At 70.0% G+C, this 13,835-nt stretch carries 16 protein-coding genes; 10 read left to right on the top strand and 6 right to left on the bottom strand.

The genetic code is table 11. The features are described from left to right. Window positions 1-10 precede the first annotated feature (10 nt). From ACWED2_RS06060 to ACWED2_RS06045, 4 genes are all read right to left on the bottom strand, one after another. On the bottom strand, window positions 11-706 hold the full coding sequence (locus tag ACWED2_RS06060; RefSeq protein ID WP_449689339.1) for a phosphoadenylyl-sulfate reductase: 696 nt from the start codon (window positions 704-706) through the stop codon (window positions 11-13). After that, complete coding sequence (locus ACWED2_RS06055) at window positions 703-852, bottom strand: Insertion element protein (protein WP_361103923.1); 150 nt, start codon at window positions 850-852, stop codon at window positions 703-705. The genes ACWED2_RS06060 and ACWED2_RS06055 overlap by 4 nt, the downstream gene beginning before the upstream one ends. Next, entirely contained in the window at window positions 849-2,537 is a 1,689-nt protein-coding gene (locus ACWED2_RS06050) for a nitrite/sulfite reductase (RefSeq protein WP_449689338.1), read from the bottom strand. Before ACWED2_RS06050 ends, ACWED2_RS06055 begins: the two co-directional genes overlap by 4 nt. Before the next feature lie 107 nt (window positions 2,538-2,644). After that, complete coding sequence (locus tag ACWED2_RS06045) at window positions 2,645-2,779, bottom strand: putative leader peptide (protein ID WP_449689337.1); 135 nt, start codon at window positions 2,777-2,779, stop codon at window positions 2,645-2,647. 124 nt (window positions 2,780-2,903) lie between these two features. On the opposite strand from ACWED2_RS06045, the gene ACWED2_RS06040 reads away from it, so the two are divergent. From ACWED2_RS06040 to ACWED2_RS06030, 3 genes are all read left to right on the top strand, one after another. After that, the gene (locus tag ACWED2_RS06040; protein ID WP_449689336.1) at window positions 2,904-3,320 is read left to right on the top strand and encodes a VOC family protein; all 417 of its coding nucleotides are present in this window, start codon (window positions 2,904-2,906) and stop codon (window positions 3,318-3,320) included. 61 nt (window positions 3,321-3,381) lie between these two features. Then, the gene (gene hemW, locus ACWED2_RS06035; protein WP_449689335.1) at window positions 3,382-4,599 is read left to right on the top strand and encodes a radical SAM family heme chaperone HemW; all 1,218 of its coding nucleotides are present in this window, start codon (window positions 3,382-3,384) and stop codon (window positions 4,597-4,599) included. A 60-nt stretch (window positions 4,600-4,659) separates the two neighbouring features. Then, window positions 4,660-5,580, top strand: a complete 921-nt coding sequence (locus tag ACWED2_RS06030) for an NADP-dependent oxidoreductase (protein ID WP_449689334.1) — start codon at window positions 4,660-4,662, stop codon at window positions 5,578-5,580. Here the strand turns inward: ACWED2_RS06030 and ACWED2_RS06025 are convergent. Beyond that, entirely contained in the window at window positions 5,577-6,218 is a 642-nt protein-coding gene (locus tag ACWED2_RS06025) for a TetR/AcrR family transcriptional regulator (RefSeq protein WP_449689578.1), read from the bottom strand. The genes ACWED2_RS06030 and ACWED2_RS06025 overlap by 4 nt on opposite strands. Window positions 6,219-6,358: 140 nt before the next feature. Between ACWED2_RS06025 and ACWED2_RS06020 the strand changes: the two genes are divergently transcribed. From ACWED2_RS06020 to ACWED2_RS05995, 6 genes are all read left to right on the top strand, one after another. Continuing rightward, window positions 6,359-6,772: an SgcJ/EcaC family oxidoreductase gene (locus tag ACWED2_RS06020; RefSeq protein ID WP_449689333.1), complete on the top strand. Its 414-nt coding sequence runs from the start codon at window positions 6,359-6,361 to the stop codon at window positions 6,770-6,772. After that, a complete protein-coding gene (locus ACWED2_RS06015) occupies window positions 6,769-7,101 on the top strand; it encodes a hypothetical protein (RefSeq protein WP_449689332.1) in 333 nt (110 codons plus the stop codon). Before ACWED2_RS06020 ends, ACWED2_RS06015 begins: the two co-directional genes overlap by 4 nt. A 77-nt stretch (window positions 7,102-7,178) precedes the next feature. Continuing rightward, the gene (locus ACWED2_RS06010) at window positions 7,179-7,991 is read left to right on the top strand and encodes a siderophore-interacting protein (RefSeq protein WP_449689331.1); all 813 of its coding nucleotides are present in this window, start codon (window positions 7,179-7,181) and stop codon (window positions 7,989-7,991) included. Between the two features lie 31 nt (window positions 7,992-8,022). Continuing rightward, window positions 8,023-8,379, top strand: a complete 357-nt coding sequence (locus ACWED2_RS06005; protein ID WP_449689330.1) for an effector-associated constant component EACC1 — start codon at window positions 8,023-8,025, stop codon at window positions 8,377-8,379. Beyond that, the gene (locus ACWED2_RS06000) at window positions 8,363-10,084 is read left to right on the top strand and encodes a caspase family protein (RefSeq protein WP_449689329.1); all 1,722 of its coding nucleotides are present in this window, start codon (window positions 8,363-8,365) and stop codon (window positions 10,082-10,084) included. Before ACWED2_RS06005 ends, ACWED2_RS06000 begins: the two co-directional genes overlap by 17 nt. Before the next feature lie 25 nt (window positions 10,085-10,109). Next, on the top strand, window positions 10,110-11,339 hold the full coding sequence (locus ACWED2_RS05995; protein WP_449689328.1) for a serine hydrolase domain-containing protein: 1,230 nt from the start codon (window positions 10,110-10,112) through the stop codon (window positions 11,337-11,339). A 106-nt stretch (window positions 11,340-11,445) separates the two neighbouring features. Here ACWED2_RS05995 and ACWED2_RS05990 read toward each other — a convergent pair whose 3' ends face one another. Continuing rightward, window positions 11,446-12,597, bottom strand: a complete 1,152-nt coding sequence (locus ACWED2_RS05990; RefSeq protein ID WP_449689327.1) for a type I restriction endonuclease — start codon at window positions 12,595-12,597, stop codon at window positions 11,446-11,448. Window positions 12,598-12,875: 278 nt separating this feature from the next. On the opposite strand from ACWED2_RS05990, the gene ACWED2_RS05985 reads away from it, so the two are divergent. Next, a complete protein-coding gene (locus tag ACWED2_RS05985) occupies window positions 12,876-13,817 on the top strand; it encodes a hypothetical protein (protein ID WP_449689326.1) in 942 nt (313 codons plus the stop codon). The last annotated feature ends 18 nt before the right edge of the window (window positions 13,818-13,835 follow it).

Below are 13,835 nucleotides of genomic sequence, written 5' to 3'. Positions count from 1 at the left end.
CGTCCCTTCCTCAACCGTGCAGTCCGCACTCGGTCTTCGACTGCCCCGCCCACCGGCCGCTGCGCGGGTCCTGCCCCGGCTCGACGCGGGCCGTGCAGGGCGCGCAGCCGATCGAGAGGTAGCCGATCGAGACCAGCGGGTTTTCCAGGATCCCGTGCTCGCGGATGTAGCCGTTGAACTCGTCGTCGGTCCACGCCGCGATCGGGTTGATCTTGACGAGGCCGTTGCGGTCGTCCCAGGTGACGATCGGGGTGTTCGCGCGGGTCGGCGCGTCCACCCGGCGCACGCCGGTCACCCACGCGGAGTAGTTCGCCAGCGTCTTGCGCAGCGGCACGACCTTGCGCAGGTTGCAACACAGCGTGGCGTCGCGGTCGTGCAGCTTCGGGCCGTACTCCGCGTCCTGCTCGGCGACGCTCTGTTCGGCCTGGGCGTTCACGATGTGGACGTTCGGGTAGACGGTCTGCACGGCGTCGCGCGTGCCGATCGTCTCCGGGAAGTGGTAGCCGGTCTCGAGGAACAGAACGTCCACATCGGACTTCACCTTGGTGGCGAGGTCGATCAGCACGGCGTCCTGCATGTTGGACGCGACGATGAAGTCGTCACCGAACGTTTCGACGGTCCAGCGGATCGCCTCGTCGGCGGTGGCGTCGGCGAGTTCTTTCGACGCGCGCTCGGCGAGGGTCTTGTAGTCGGCAGTGGCGGTCATCGGGACACCTCCGGGAGGGACAGGCCGAGGAACTTGACCGAGAAAACCCGGCGACAACTGGAACACAGCCAGCCGCCGTTCTCTTCCGGCCGCAGGTCCTCGTCGCCGCAATAAGGGCAGTAGAACGGCGTGGCTCGTTCGGTCACTGGAGCGCGCTTTCCTCGGCTCGGGCGGCCCACTGCGGGAACCGCTCGCCCGGTTCCCGCCCGGCGACGTAGTTGCGCACGACCCGCTCGACGTAGCCGGTCAGCTCGCCCGAGGTCACCTTGTGGCCGCGCAGCTTCCGGCCGAACCCGGCGTCGAGGCCGAGCCCGCCGCCGAGGTGCACCTGGAAGCCTTCGACCTGGTTGCCGTCGGCGTCGGTGACGATCTGGCCCTTGAGGCCGATGTCCGCGGTCTGGATCCGCGCGCAGGAGTTGGGGCAGCCGTTGAGGTGCACGGTCACCGGCGTGTCGAGGCCGTCCTGGATGTCGGCGAGGGACTTCTCGAGGTCCGCGACGAGCTGCTGCGCGCGGGCCTTCGTCTCGACGATGGCGAGCTTGCAGAACTCCAGCCCGGTGCAGGCCATCACCCCGCGGCGCCACGGCGACGGCTTGGTGTCCAGCCCCAGCTCGGCCAGCTCGGCCGAGAGCGTCGCGACCTGGGCCTCGGGGACGTCGAGCACGACGAGCTTCTGCTGCGGGGTGAGCCGGACCCGGCCCGAGCCGGCCCGCTCGGCGGCCTTGGCGACGGCGACCAGCGTGCCGCCGGAGACGCGGCCGGCGACCGGCGCCGCGCCGACGTAGAACTTGCCGTCGACCTGCGGGTGCACGCCGACGTGGTCGATCGGGACGGCGGGCTGCTCCGGCGGCGGGCCGTCGATCAGCTCGCGCTCGAGGTACTCGTCCTGCAGCACCTGGCGGAACTTCGCCGCGCCCCAGTCCTTCACCAGGAACTTGATCCGGGCGCGCGAGCGCAGCCGCCGGTAGCCGTAGTCGCGGAAGATCGAGATGACGCCTTCCCAGACGTCCGGGACCTCGTCCAGGGGGATCCAGGCGCCGAGACGCTGCCCGATCATCGGGTTGGTCGAGAGGCCGCCGCCGACCCAGACGTCGAAGCCGGGCCCGTGCTCGGGGTGGTCGACGCCGACGAAGGCGACGTCGTGGATCTCGTGGGCGACGTCGGGCTGGCCGGAGATGGCGGTCTTGAACTTGCGGGGCAGGTTGGCGAACTCCGGCTTGCCGATGTAGCGGCGCTTGATCTCGTCGATCGCCGGAGTGCCGTCGATGATCTCGGCCGCGGCGATGCCCGCGACCGGCGAGCCGAGGATGACGCGGGGGCTGTCGCCGCAGGCCTCCATCGTCGTCATGCCGGCGTTCTCGAGCTTGGCCCAGATCGTCGGCACGTCCTCGATCCGGATCCAGTGGTACTGGATGTTCTGCCGGTCGGTGATGTCGGCGGTGTCGCGCGCGTACGCCTGCGAAATCTCGCCGAGCACGGTGAGCTGCTCGGTCGTCAGCGCACCGCCGTCGAGCCGGACCCGCAGCATGAAGTAGCGGTCGTCGAGCTCTTCGGGCTCCAGCGTCGCCGTGCGGCCGCCGTCGATCCCCGGTTTGCGCTGGGTGTAGAGGCCGAACCAGCGGAACCGGCCGCGCAGGTCGCCCGGGTCGATCGCGTCGAACCCGCGGTGGGCGTAGATGTTCTCGATGCGCGCCCGCACGTTCAGCGGGTGGTCGTCCTTCTTGGACCGCTCGTTCGGGTTCAGCGGCTCCCGGTAACCGAGCGCCCACTGCCCTTCGCCGCGCTTCTGCTTGGCCCGCGCGGGGCGGGCTGGGGTTTGGGGCGTGGCCATGGCGGCGTCCTCCGAGAGGCTTTCGTGGCGGCGGAGGACCACCGGTTCACGGGTGTCCTCCGGCGCCGGCTGTCCAGAATTCGTGGCAGGTGGTGGCGATCGGGGAGTCAGCGAACGGGTACGCAGAGGGCGCTGGCGACCCGCAGGAGGTCGACGTGGCGGCGGGCCACGAGGAGAACACCGGCATGAGTCACGACGTGAGCGTGCCACGCGTCCACAATGTGGTCCAGGCCTGCCCGCATGGTGGGAGAAGGGTCACTTACCTGCGGAAATCGTGTCAACCACCTTGCGGAGGCTCACTTGCGGCGTCAAACCACTACATGTAAAGTACTTCAACAACAGTGGTTTGAAGAGGGGAAACCGGGGATGCAGGTCAAGGGTTTCGGGGCGGGATACCTGGTCGACGACGTCGCCGCGACCACCCGCTTCTACGCGGACGTCATCGGCCTGCCGGTCACCCTCGAGCTCGACTGGTTCGCCAGCGTCAACGCCGGCGCGCCGGGCTACGAGATCAGCTTCGTGCAGCGCGGGCACGAGTCGGTGCCGCCCGCCCACCGCGCGCGGGAGACGGCCGGGCTGATGTTCGGGCTCGTCGTCGAAGACGCCAGGGCGGAGGCGAAACGGCTGGAAGAAGCCGGTCTCGAGCTGGTCGCCCCGGTCGTCGACGAGGTCTACGGCCAGCGGCACTTCTACGTCGCCGATCCGAACGGCGTGCTGCTCGACGTCATCGAAATGATCCCGGTCGACCCGGACTGGGCGGCGGCCAACCTGCCGGTGCCGTAACGGGTGTTAACCCGATCAGCCCCTTGAGGCGACCGGGCGTGACGGGGTGGACAATTCGACCGTGCCCCAGTTGCGTTCCGACCCCGCCACGCCGATCGATCCGGCGCTGCCGGAAAGCGCGCTGAAGGGGCTGGGCAGCAGAGCGTTCGGGGTGTACGTGCACGTCCCGTTCTGCGCGACCCGCTGCGGGTACTGCGACTTCAACACCTACACCGCGGGGGAGCTCGACACCGGTTCGTCGCCGGAGTCCTGGCTCGAAGGGCTGCGCCGCGAACTGGAGCTCGCCGCGCGCGTGCTCGTCGTGCCGCCGGCCGCCGACACCGTGTTCGTCGGCGGCGGCACGCCGTCGCTGCTGGGTGCGGAGGGGCTGCGTTCGGTGCTTGACGCCGTCCGGGACGTCTTCGGGCTGGCGCCCGGGGCCGAGGTGACGACGGAGTCGAACCCGGAGTCGACGTCGCCGGAGTTCTTCGCCGGGATCCGCGAAGCCGGCTACACGCGGGTCTCGCTGGGCATGCAGTCGGCCGCGCCGCACGTGCTGAAGATCCTCGACCGGGTGCACACCCCGGGGCGCCCGGGGAAGGCCGCCGCCGAAGCGCGCGCGGCCGGATTCGAGCACGTGAACCTGGACGTGATCTATGGCACGCCCGGCGAGCGCGCCGACGACCTGCGCGCGACGCTCGACGCCGTGCTCGCCGCCGGCGTCGACCACGTCTCGGCGTACGCGCTGATCGTCGAGGAAGGCACGGCGCTGGCTCGCCGCGTCCGCCGTGGCGAGCTGCCCGCGCCGGACGACGACGTGCTCGCGGCGGACTACGAGATGATCGACGCCATGCTGTCCTCGGCGGGACTGCGCTGGTACGAGGTGTCGAACTGGGCGGCTTCGGACGCGGCCCGCTGCCGGCACAACCTCGGCTACTGGCGGGGCGACGACTGGTGGGGTGCCGGTCCGGGGGCGCACAGCCACGTCGGCGGCGTGCGCTGGTGGAACGTCAAGCACCCGGCCCGCTACGCGGCGCTGCTCGCCGGCGGCGAGTCGCCCGCGGGCGGGCGCGAGGTGCTCACCGACGACGACCAGCACCTCGAGCGGATCATGCTCGAGCTGCGCGTCGCCGAGGGACTGCCGCTCGACGTGCTCGACGAACCGGGGCTGGCGGAGGCGCGCGCGGCCGCGGCCGAGGGCCTGCTCGATCCGTCCGCAATGGACTCCCGGGGCCGGGCGGTGCTCACCGACCGCGGCCGGCTGCTGGCCGACGGCGTGGTCCGCCGCCTCGCCGGCTAGGGACTAAAACCGGGGACCCGGTCGTTGCTTGTATTCAGCAACGACTTTCGAGGAGGCCCCATGGTGCGCGCGATCAGGTTCGACGAGTACGGCGACGTGGAGGTTCTCCGGGTCGAGGACGTCCCCCGGCCGGTTCCGGGGCCGGGCCAGGTGCTCGTCGAGGTGCGGGCCGCCGGGATCAACCCGGGCGAGGCCGCCATCCGGCAGGGCTTCCTGCACTCGCGGTTCCCGGCGACGTTCCCGTCCGGACAGGGCAGCGACTTCGCGGGCGTGGTCGCTTCGCTCGGCGAAGGCGTCTCGGACATCGCCGTCGGCGACGAGGTGATCGGGTTCGTCGACACGCGGTCGAGCCACGCCGAGTTCGTCGTCGCGGAGGCCGCGAACCTCACCCCGCGCCCGGACGGCGTGCCGTGGGAGGTCGCCGGTTCGCTGTTCGTCGCCGGGACGACCGCGTACGCCGCGGTCGGCGCGGTATGCCCGCGTGAGGGGGAGACCGTCGTCGTCTCCGGGGCGGCGGGCGGGGTGGGGTCGCTCGCCGTGCAGCTGGCTCGCCTGGCCGGCGCCACCGTGATCGGGCTGGCCGGCGAGGCGAACCACGAGTGGCTGCGCGAGCTCGGCGTGATCCCGGTCGCCTACGGCGAGGGCGTGCTGTCGCGGATTCGCGACGCCGCGCCTTCCGGCGTGCACGCGTTCGTCGACACCTTCGGCTCCGGGTACGTGGAACTGGCCCTGCACCTGGGGATCCACCCGGGGCGGATCGACACGATCATCGACTTCGCGGCGGCGGAGAAGTACAACGTGAAGACCGACGGCAACGCGGCCGCGGCGTCGGCGGACGTCCTGCGCGAGCTGGGTCTGCTGCTGGACAAGGGGTTGCTGACGCTGCCGATCGCCCGCGTCCACCCGCTGGAGGAGGTCCGCGAGGCCTACCGCGAGCTGGAGCGGCGGCACACGCGCGGCAAGATCGTGCTGCGGCCCTAGTTCTCCGCCATCACCTTCAGCCCGGCGAGGAACGCCTCGAGCGCGAACTCGAGGCGTTCCTTCGCTGTTTCGGCGGAAAAGAACTCGCCGACGTGCAGCAGGTTCGGGAACGACTCGGGGGGCAGTGACCGCATGTACGCCACCATCTGCTCGCCGCGTTCGCCGGCCTCGGCCTGGTCGATCTCGCCCCAGGTCCAGCCGCTCGCTTCGTAGGCGTACGCCTTCGCGTACAGGGAGAGGGCGTCGCCCGCGAAGGTCGCCTGCTTGAGGGTCAGCCCGCCTGCGCGGAGCAGGGCGAGGGTCGCTTCGCCCAGCTTCAGCGTGTTGGGCGTGACCGGCACGGGGATGTCCCAGGCGATGCGCGCGATGCCGCGGTGGGCGGCCATCACGTGGATCTGGTCGCGGACGAGCTGCTTGACCTGCTCGTCCCAGCGGGCCGGATCCGGTTCGGGGATCTGGATGTCGGCGAGCACGGCGTCGAGCATCAGCTCCGCCAGTTCGTCCTTGTTGGAGACGTGCGCGTAGAGGGAGGCCGGGCCGGTCTCCAGCTCCTGGGCGATCCGCCGCATGGTGACCGCGTCGAACCCCTCGTCGTCCAGGACGATCAGGGCCGCTCGCACGATCGAGGCCTGGGACAGGACGGGTTTCGCGGCGCGGCGGCTCGGCGCGCTGCGCCACGGCGGCGGAGGAACAGTCACCCGAACACTGTACTTGACGCGAACGCTGTTCGAGAGTAGAACGGTGTTTGTAAGACGAACGATGTTCGAAGGGGGATCTGATGACTTCCACTGCCGAGGCCGATGTGCGTGGGGTGCTGGGCCGGCTCACCGATGCTTGGAACTCGGGCGACGCCGTCGCGTACGGGCGGCTCTTCACCGAAGACGCGGATTACGTGACGTTCTTCGGGGCGAACTTCCCGGGGCGGGAGGCGATCGAGAGCTCGCACCGGGCTCTGTTCGAGGGGCCGTTGCGGGGGTCGAAGCTCACCGGGGCGCTGGGGGAGGAGGCGAAAGTGCGGTTCGTCCGGCCGGACGTCGCCGTGGCCGTCGTCGGCGGTGGGTCGTCGCTGGCCGGGGCGGATGTGGCCGACGAGGGGCGCGAGTCGACCGTGTCCTTCGTGCTCGTCCGGGAGGGAGGCGAGTGGCTGATCACGGCGTTCCAGAACACGCGGGTTTCGGATCCGCGCGGGTGAAAACGCTTGCGGAGGCGTCCGGGGTGGTCGCGCGGCCGCCCGCGGAGGTGTTCGAACGGCTGCGGCTGAAGCTGGGTGGCGGCTACCCGATGCGGATGGAGGTCGACCGGGAGCGGGGGTTCGTCGCGGTGCAGGGCGGCTGGTGGTACCGCGGCGAGTACCGCGTCACGGCTGATCCGGCGGGGGCGCGCGTCGAGCACCGGGTGGTCAACGCGGCCGTGCGTGGGCGGTGGGGAGTGCCGTTGGCGAACCGGTTCTTCGTCGGATTCCGGAAGGAGGTGGCCACCGGGTTCGGGAGGTTGCTCGTGGAACTGGGCACACCTGAGTAGCCGTGTGCCGATCTCGGCGCGTACGCTCACTTAGGTAAGCCTTAGCGACGGTTCCTGAGTGATGGTTGGAGTGGCCGATGGCTGAAGCGCCCCAGCGGTCCGGGCGTCCCGCGACGCGGTTGCGGGTGCTGCGGACCGAGCGGCTGACCCCGCACATGATCCGGATCGTCGCGGGCGGGGAGGGGATCGCGCAGTTCACCCCGAACGAGTTCACCGACGCCTACGTGAAGGTGCTGTTCAAGGTGCCCGGCGTCGAGTACCCGGAGCCGTTCGACGTCCACGAGTGCCGGGCGACGATGCCGCGCGAGCACTGGCCGCGGCAGCGTTCCTACACCGTCCGCGGGTTCGACCCGCAGGCGGGCGAGCTCGTCATCGACTTCGTCCACCACGGCGACGAGGGCATCGCCGGCCCGTGGGCGGCCTCCGCCCAGCCGGGCGACGAGGTACTGCTGCTGGGGCCGGGCGGCGCGTACGCGCCCGGCGCCGAGGCAGACTGGCACCTCCTGGCCGGCGACGAAAGCGCATTGCCGGCCATCGCGTCGTCGCTCGAAGCGCTGCCCGCCGGCGTCCCGGCGCACGCGGTGATCCTGGTCGACAACGCGGACGAAGAACAGCCCCTGGTCACGAAGGCGGACGCGCAGATCAAGTGGCTCCACCGGGCCACCGGCGGCGACGTGGCGGCCGCGGTGCGCGAGCTGCCGTGGCGCGAGGGCGTCGTCCAGGCGTTCGTCCACGGCGAGGCGGGCTTCGTCCGCGAGCTGCGGAAGTACCTGCTCGAGGAGCGCGGGGTGCGGCGCGAGCTGCTGTCGATCTCGGGCTACTGGCGCCTCGGGAAGAACGACGAAGCATGGCGCGAGGAGAAGGCGGCCGAGCGGGCGCGAGAGCGGTAACAACCCGGCCGGCCGCCGCGACTCTGGCACCGTGCAGGCTGACATCGAGGTCTCGGGCGACGACCGGGTAGCGGAGTTCGGTGCGCTGTGGGAATGGCTGCGCCGCGAACGCGCCTTGGCCGGTGCCGTGCACGGGCGGCCGAAGCCGGCCACGGACGGCGAGCTGGGCGGCGCGTATGAGGTGCTCAGCGTCGCACTGGGATCCGGTGGCGCCGTCGTCGCGCTGGCCAACTCGCTGACCACGTGGTTGCGCAGCCGGCGCTCGGACATCTCCGTCGTCGTGAAGACGAAGGCCGGGTCGATCCGCGTCAGCTCACGACAGGTCAAGAGCGCCGACGAGGTCGCTGCCCTGCTCGAGACCGTTCTGCGGCATGAGCCCGAGAGCTGAACCACCCGACTACGGGCGCTCCAGGGCGGTACTCATCGCGACCGCGCGTTATCAGGACGACGCGTACCCGCAGTTGCCCGCGGCGCGCAACAGCGCCCGGGGCATCCGTGATCTCCTGACGACCGCGGAGCTGTGCGGCTGGCCCGGCGACCGCGTCACGTTGATCGAAAACCCGGTCGGCGTGGTCGACCTGGCCAAACTGCTCCTGCGCCTTAGCCGGGAAACCGAAGACGTCCTGTTGCTGTACTACGTGGGCCACGGCACCATCACGCCTTCCGGCGAGCTGTGCCTCACCCTGTCGGACACCGAAGCGGACCTCGCGGACATCACCGGGCTCGAGTACCGGCGGGTCAAGCAGGCTCTGCTCGAAAGCCCGGCGCGGGTCAAGGTGTCGATCATCGACTGCTGCTATTCCGGGCGCGCCATCGAGACGCTCTCCGGGGTTTCGGCCACCGCGGCCGACAGCACGGACACCCGCGGGGTCTACACGATGACCGCCAGCGATCACACGGCTCACGTCGTCCCGCTCGCCGAGCAGGAGTTCGCTTGGACCTCGTTCACGGGCGAACTGATCGACCTCGTGCGGGCCGGTGTCCCGGGTGCGCCCGAAGAGCTGACTCTCGGACGGATGTACGTCGAGCTGAGACGACGTCTGGCCTCGCGGGGCCTGCCGCGGCCGAACCAGCGTGGCACCGACACCGCGGACCTGTTCGCCTTCGCGCGCAACGTGCACGTCCTCGGCCGGTATGTGCGGGAACCGTGGCGGGCTTCGACCGTTCTGACCTACGCGGACCACCCGAGCCGGTCGCCTCGCTTCGTCGAGTACCGCCGTGCCACGGCGGACATCGACCTGCTCCCGGTGAACGACGGTCTCCGGGTCGAAGCCGTCAGCTGCGGCGACGGCCCGCAGCGGAAAGTCTTCCCGCGCGAACGGCTTCGCACCCTGCCGGCGGCCTTCCTGCTCGGCGAAGCGATGGCCGGCAGCGACCTCGAAGTCAACGAATTCCTCCTGACGCGGCCCGACTTGTTCGATCCGGTGGAGATCGAGGAGCTCGTCCGGTCCGGTGGGGTGCTGCCGGATTCCGCGGAGGTGTTCGCCTTTCCCCACGAGATGGTCGTTTCCGGCGTGCGTGACGAGCCACGCCACCGGATCGCCGTGTACCTGATCACCGACGTGGCCTACCTCCAAGGGCTCGATTCCGCCGATTCTGCCGCCTTCTCGGTGCTCTGCTTGCTCGACAACGGCGGCATCGTGCCGTTCGTCGCCGAAGAGCCCGGGACCGGGCGGTTCCTGGTCCGGTCCCGGCACGGGACCGCGGGTCTGGTGGTGGCGGTGGCTTACGACGGGACGACCGCGGTGGCCCGCTCGCGCTACACCGCCGTTCTCCGGATGGGTATCCGCCACCAGGACGACCTCTGGGCCGACGGGCGGACCGGGCAGCCGTTCCTGGCCGCCCGGCCCGGTGAAGAGCCCAGGTTCGCGTTCCAGTCGAAACAGCCCAACGGGCTCGGCCGCGACGTTTTCGTCGCCGACCTCGACGGGGAGCGGATGATCGACCTGACCTTCAAGGACCACGACGGCTTCAGCGGCTTGGCGTCCGGCGGTCGGGAAGATTCGGTGGGCTGGCTGGACGCCCGGCGCATCAGGTACTTCACGATGCGCCGCGGCCGGATCCAGCTCGAAGAAGCCGACGACCGGATCTGACCGGCCGGATTGGTAATCTCGGCGCATGGCGGATTTCGCGGTGGACGTCGACCCGGCCGAGGTCGGCTTCGACGCGACGCGGCTTTCCCGGATCGACGGGCATTTCGACCGGTATGTCGAGGATGGCCGGTTGCCGGGCTGGCTCGCGGTGGTGAGCAGGCACGGCCGGATCGTCCACATCGGCCGTGGCGGGGCGCGTGACGTCGAAGCCGGGTTGCCGGTCGAGACGGACACGCTGTGGCGGATCTTCTCGATGACCAAGCCGATCACGTCGGTCGCGGCGATGATGCTCGCCGAAGAGGGCCTGCTGGAGCTCGACGACCCGATCTCGCGCTGGTTGCCGGAGTTCGCTTCGCCGCGCGTGTACGTCAAGGGATCGGCGCTGGCGCCGTCGACCGAGCCCGCCACTTCACCGATCCGGGTGTGGCACCTGCTGACGCACACGGCGGGCCTGACCTACGGCTTCCACCACGGCCACCCGGTGGACGCGATCTACCGCGCGGCCGGGTTCGAGTGGGGCACGCCACCGGGTCTCGACCTGGCTGCTTGCTCGGAGCGGTGGGCGTCGCTGCCGCTGCTGTTCCAGCCGGGCGCGGAGTGGAACTACTCGATCGCCACCGACGTGCTCGGCCGGCTCGTCGAGGTGGTGTCCGGCCTTCCGCTGGACGAGTTCTTCGAGACGCGGATCTTCGCGCCGCTGGGCATGACGGACACGGGTTTCGTCGCCGCGTCGCCGGACCGGTTGGCGGCGATGTACGTCCGCAACCCGGCATCGGGCCGAGCGGCCCGCAACGACGCGTTCGGCCGCCTGGGAACAACCCGCCCGGACTGCCTCTCGGGCGGCGGCGGCCTGGTGTCTTCGGCACCGGACTACTGGCGTTTCACCGAGATGCTCCTCCGCGGCGGCGCCCTCGACGACGTGCGGCTGCTGTCCCCGCGCACGGTGGCGCTGATGGCGAGCAACCACTTGCCGGGCCGGGTGGACCTCGAGGCGTTCGGCCGCCCGTTGTTCGCCGAGATGCCGTTCGACGGCCACGGTTTCGGCCTCGGGTTCTCGGTGCTGGAGGACCCGGTGAAGGCCCGGACGTTGTCGTCGGCGGGAGAGTTCGCCTGGGGAGGCGCGGCTTCGACGGCGTTCTGGGTGGACCCGGACGAGGATCTGACGGTGGGCTTCTACACCCAGCTGCTGCCGTCGAGCACGTACCGCCTGCGCCCCCAGCTGCGGCAGCTGGTCTACCAGGCGCTGGTGGACTAGACGGCTTGGCGTTCACCAGGGGGCTGAGGAAAGACAGGGACGCTGTCTTTTGGCCTCGATCCACTCCCGCCCGCCGAACTCCGCGGGCTTCACCAGCTCTGGCGGACTATGCCGGGGCAACCACTTCGGGCGTGGCACCCTGCGGGCGCGTTGCGTCGAGGTACCTCGCCACGGTGTTGCGCAGGTGGTTCGCGTGCTGGTAGATGTCCTCGACCGCGGTGATCGGGAGGCGGGTCTCGACCTTGTTCTCGTCGAAAACGCCCAAGTACTTCTTCGACCGGTTGAACCACAGCCGCGCGATCGGCTTCCGGTTGTTGTCGTCCAGGAGGACGCCGAAGTATGTCTGGGTGTCGCGGGCGGCGACCCTTGAAGCGGGCACCTCGGCACAGACGATGGCGCGAACGATCCGATAGCCCTCGAGCTCCTCCTCGGTTGTGACGACCCGTTCGTTTTCCTCGCCCGAACCGGCATCGGCAACGGGCGCCGGCTCCTGCTGCTCCGGTTGGACGGTGCTGCCGCTCGACACGCTCACGTAGGAGTCGGGCCCGCCGAGCGCGTTCTTCAGACGGTCGTTGACCTGCTCGTTCAGAAACTGACGAGCCGCTTTGGCCACGAGGGGGCCGAACTGGTCACGGACTTTCTGGGTGAACGCCCCTTCGTACACCCGGGTGGTCAGGAACTTGACCCATTCGTCCTCGGGCTCCTTGAACTGAGCCGCGAGGATCCGCTTCAGCTGCCCGATGTACTTCAGTTCTCCTGCGGCGCTGATCACCGAGTCGAGGTCGAAGGATTCCTTCGTCAGTTTGGCCAGTTCGGGGAGCAGGGTGTCGTCGATGTCGCTGAAGTCCAGCACGAGGAACGGCTTGGCGTCCATCCGGTTCGGTGCGTCGAGATCGGTGTAGAACTCGTACACTTGGCCGTTGGTGAGGATGGCAATGCGGGCGTTCGTGACGGCGAAGTAACGGAAAAGCTGAGAAGCGTGCTCGATGCGCAGCGGGTCGTTGATCTTCTTGGCCTCGACGAGGACTTGCACCTGGCCGTTGTGCACGATCGCGTAGTCGATCTTCTCGCCTCGCTTGGTGCCGACGTCGGCGGTGAACTCGGGGATGACCTCGGCCGGGTTGAACACGTCGTAACCGAGAACCGTGCTGATGAACGGCATCACGAAGGCGTTCTTGGTCGCCTCTTCGGTTTCGATGCCTTCCTTGTGCTTGCGAATCTTCAGGGCGAGTGCTTGCGCGCGCTCCGCGATGTCCATGCCGGTACCGTTCTGTGCGGAAGTGATGCGGTCAAAGAGAAGATGGTCGGTCGTCGCCCCGGCTCGGCCGTGGAACTCGTCGTCTAGATCGGCAGACTAGTTCCGCGTGTTACCGCAGCGCGGGATTTCCGGCGGTGAAGAACGAACGCGGAGGTGGGCCGGAGCGCGAATCCTTGGCGTCTGCTGGGCGCTGATGGATTGAGTACTCCGGGTGAAAGTCCTGCCGGTGAGGTCCTGTGGCCCTGTCGTCGGGCTCTGGTCAGGCGGACAATTCCGGCATGAAGAGTGAGCCGTCCGTGCGGGAGGTTCTCGATCAGCTCGTCGGGGATGCCGTGTTGTCTCCGGAACAGGCCGATGCCGTCGAGCGGGCGCTGCGGGTTCGCGAGCCGCGGCGGGTGCGGGTTCCCTGGGCGGAGGTGGCCGGCTACCTCGGGGGTGGTCTGGTTCTCGTCGGGGCCGTCTTGCTCGTTGCCACGTCGTGGGGGCGGTGGGGCGAGTTCGCCCGGACCTTCGTCACCGGGGCCGCGGCCGTCGTGCTGCTCGCCGCCGGGGGCGCTGCCAGTGGGGGACTGAATGGCCGGCCGGCGGTACGCGGGCGCATTTCCGGGACCTTGCTGGCGCTCGGTGCCGGTGCCGTGGCCGCCGCTGTTGCCGTTGCGTTGACCGATCGGGCCGGGAGCGGCGCCGTGGCCTGTGGGGCCGGGCTGGTGGTCGCCGTCGTGGGGTATGTGCTCGTCCCGTCCGTTCCCGGGGTGCTCGCCTCGGCCGGGTTCCTTGCCGCGACGATCCTCCGCACCCTCGACGCCACCGTCGGCATCACCTCGCTGAACGCCGGGCTCGCGGTCGCCGCCGGTGGGTTGCTCGTCGCCGGCCTCGCCTTCGGGCGGGTGGTGCCGCACCGGCAGACCGGGCTGGTCGCGGGGCTGGCGCTCGCGGTCGCCGGCTTCCAGCAGCTCCTCGGCGACGAGCGCGCCGCGCCGGCGGCCTACCTGCTCACGTTCGTCCTGGGCGCCGGGTGCCTCGCCCTGCTGCGGTGGGAACGGAGCTGGGTGCTGCTCGTCGCGGGGGTCGCCGCCGTGAGCATCGCCGTGCCGGAAGCTGTCTGGGACCTGACCGGCGGTGTGGTGGGTGGTGCCCTGCTCGTGCTCATCGCGGGTGCGGTGCTGTTGCTCGTCAGCTTCGCCGGCTTCCGGCTGCACCGCGACGCCGGGGGAGGTTGATTCGGCCCGATCGGGCAG

The sequence above is a fragment of the Amycolatopsis sp. NPDC005003 genome (assembly GCF_053600695.1).
This window is presented reverse-complemented; position numbering and strand designations above follow the sequence as displayed.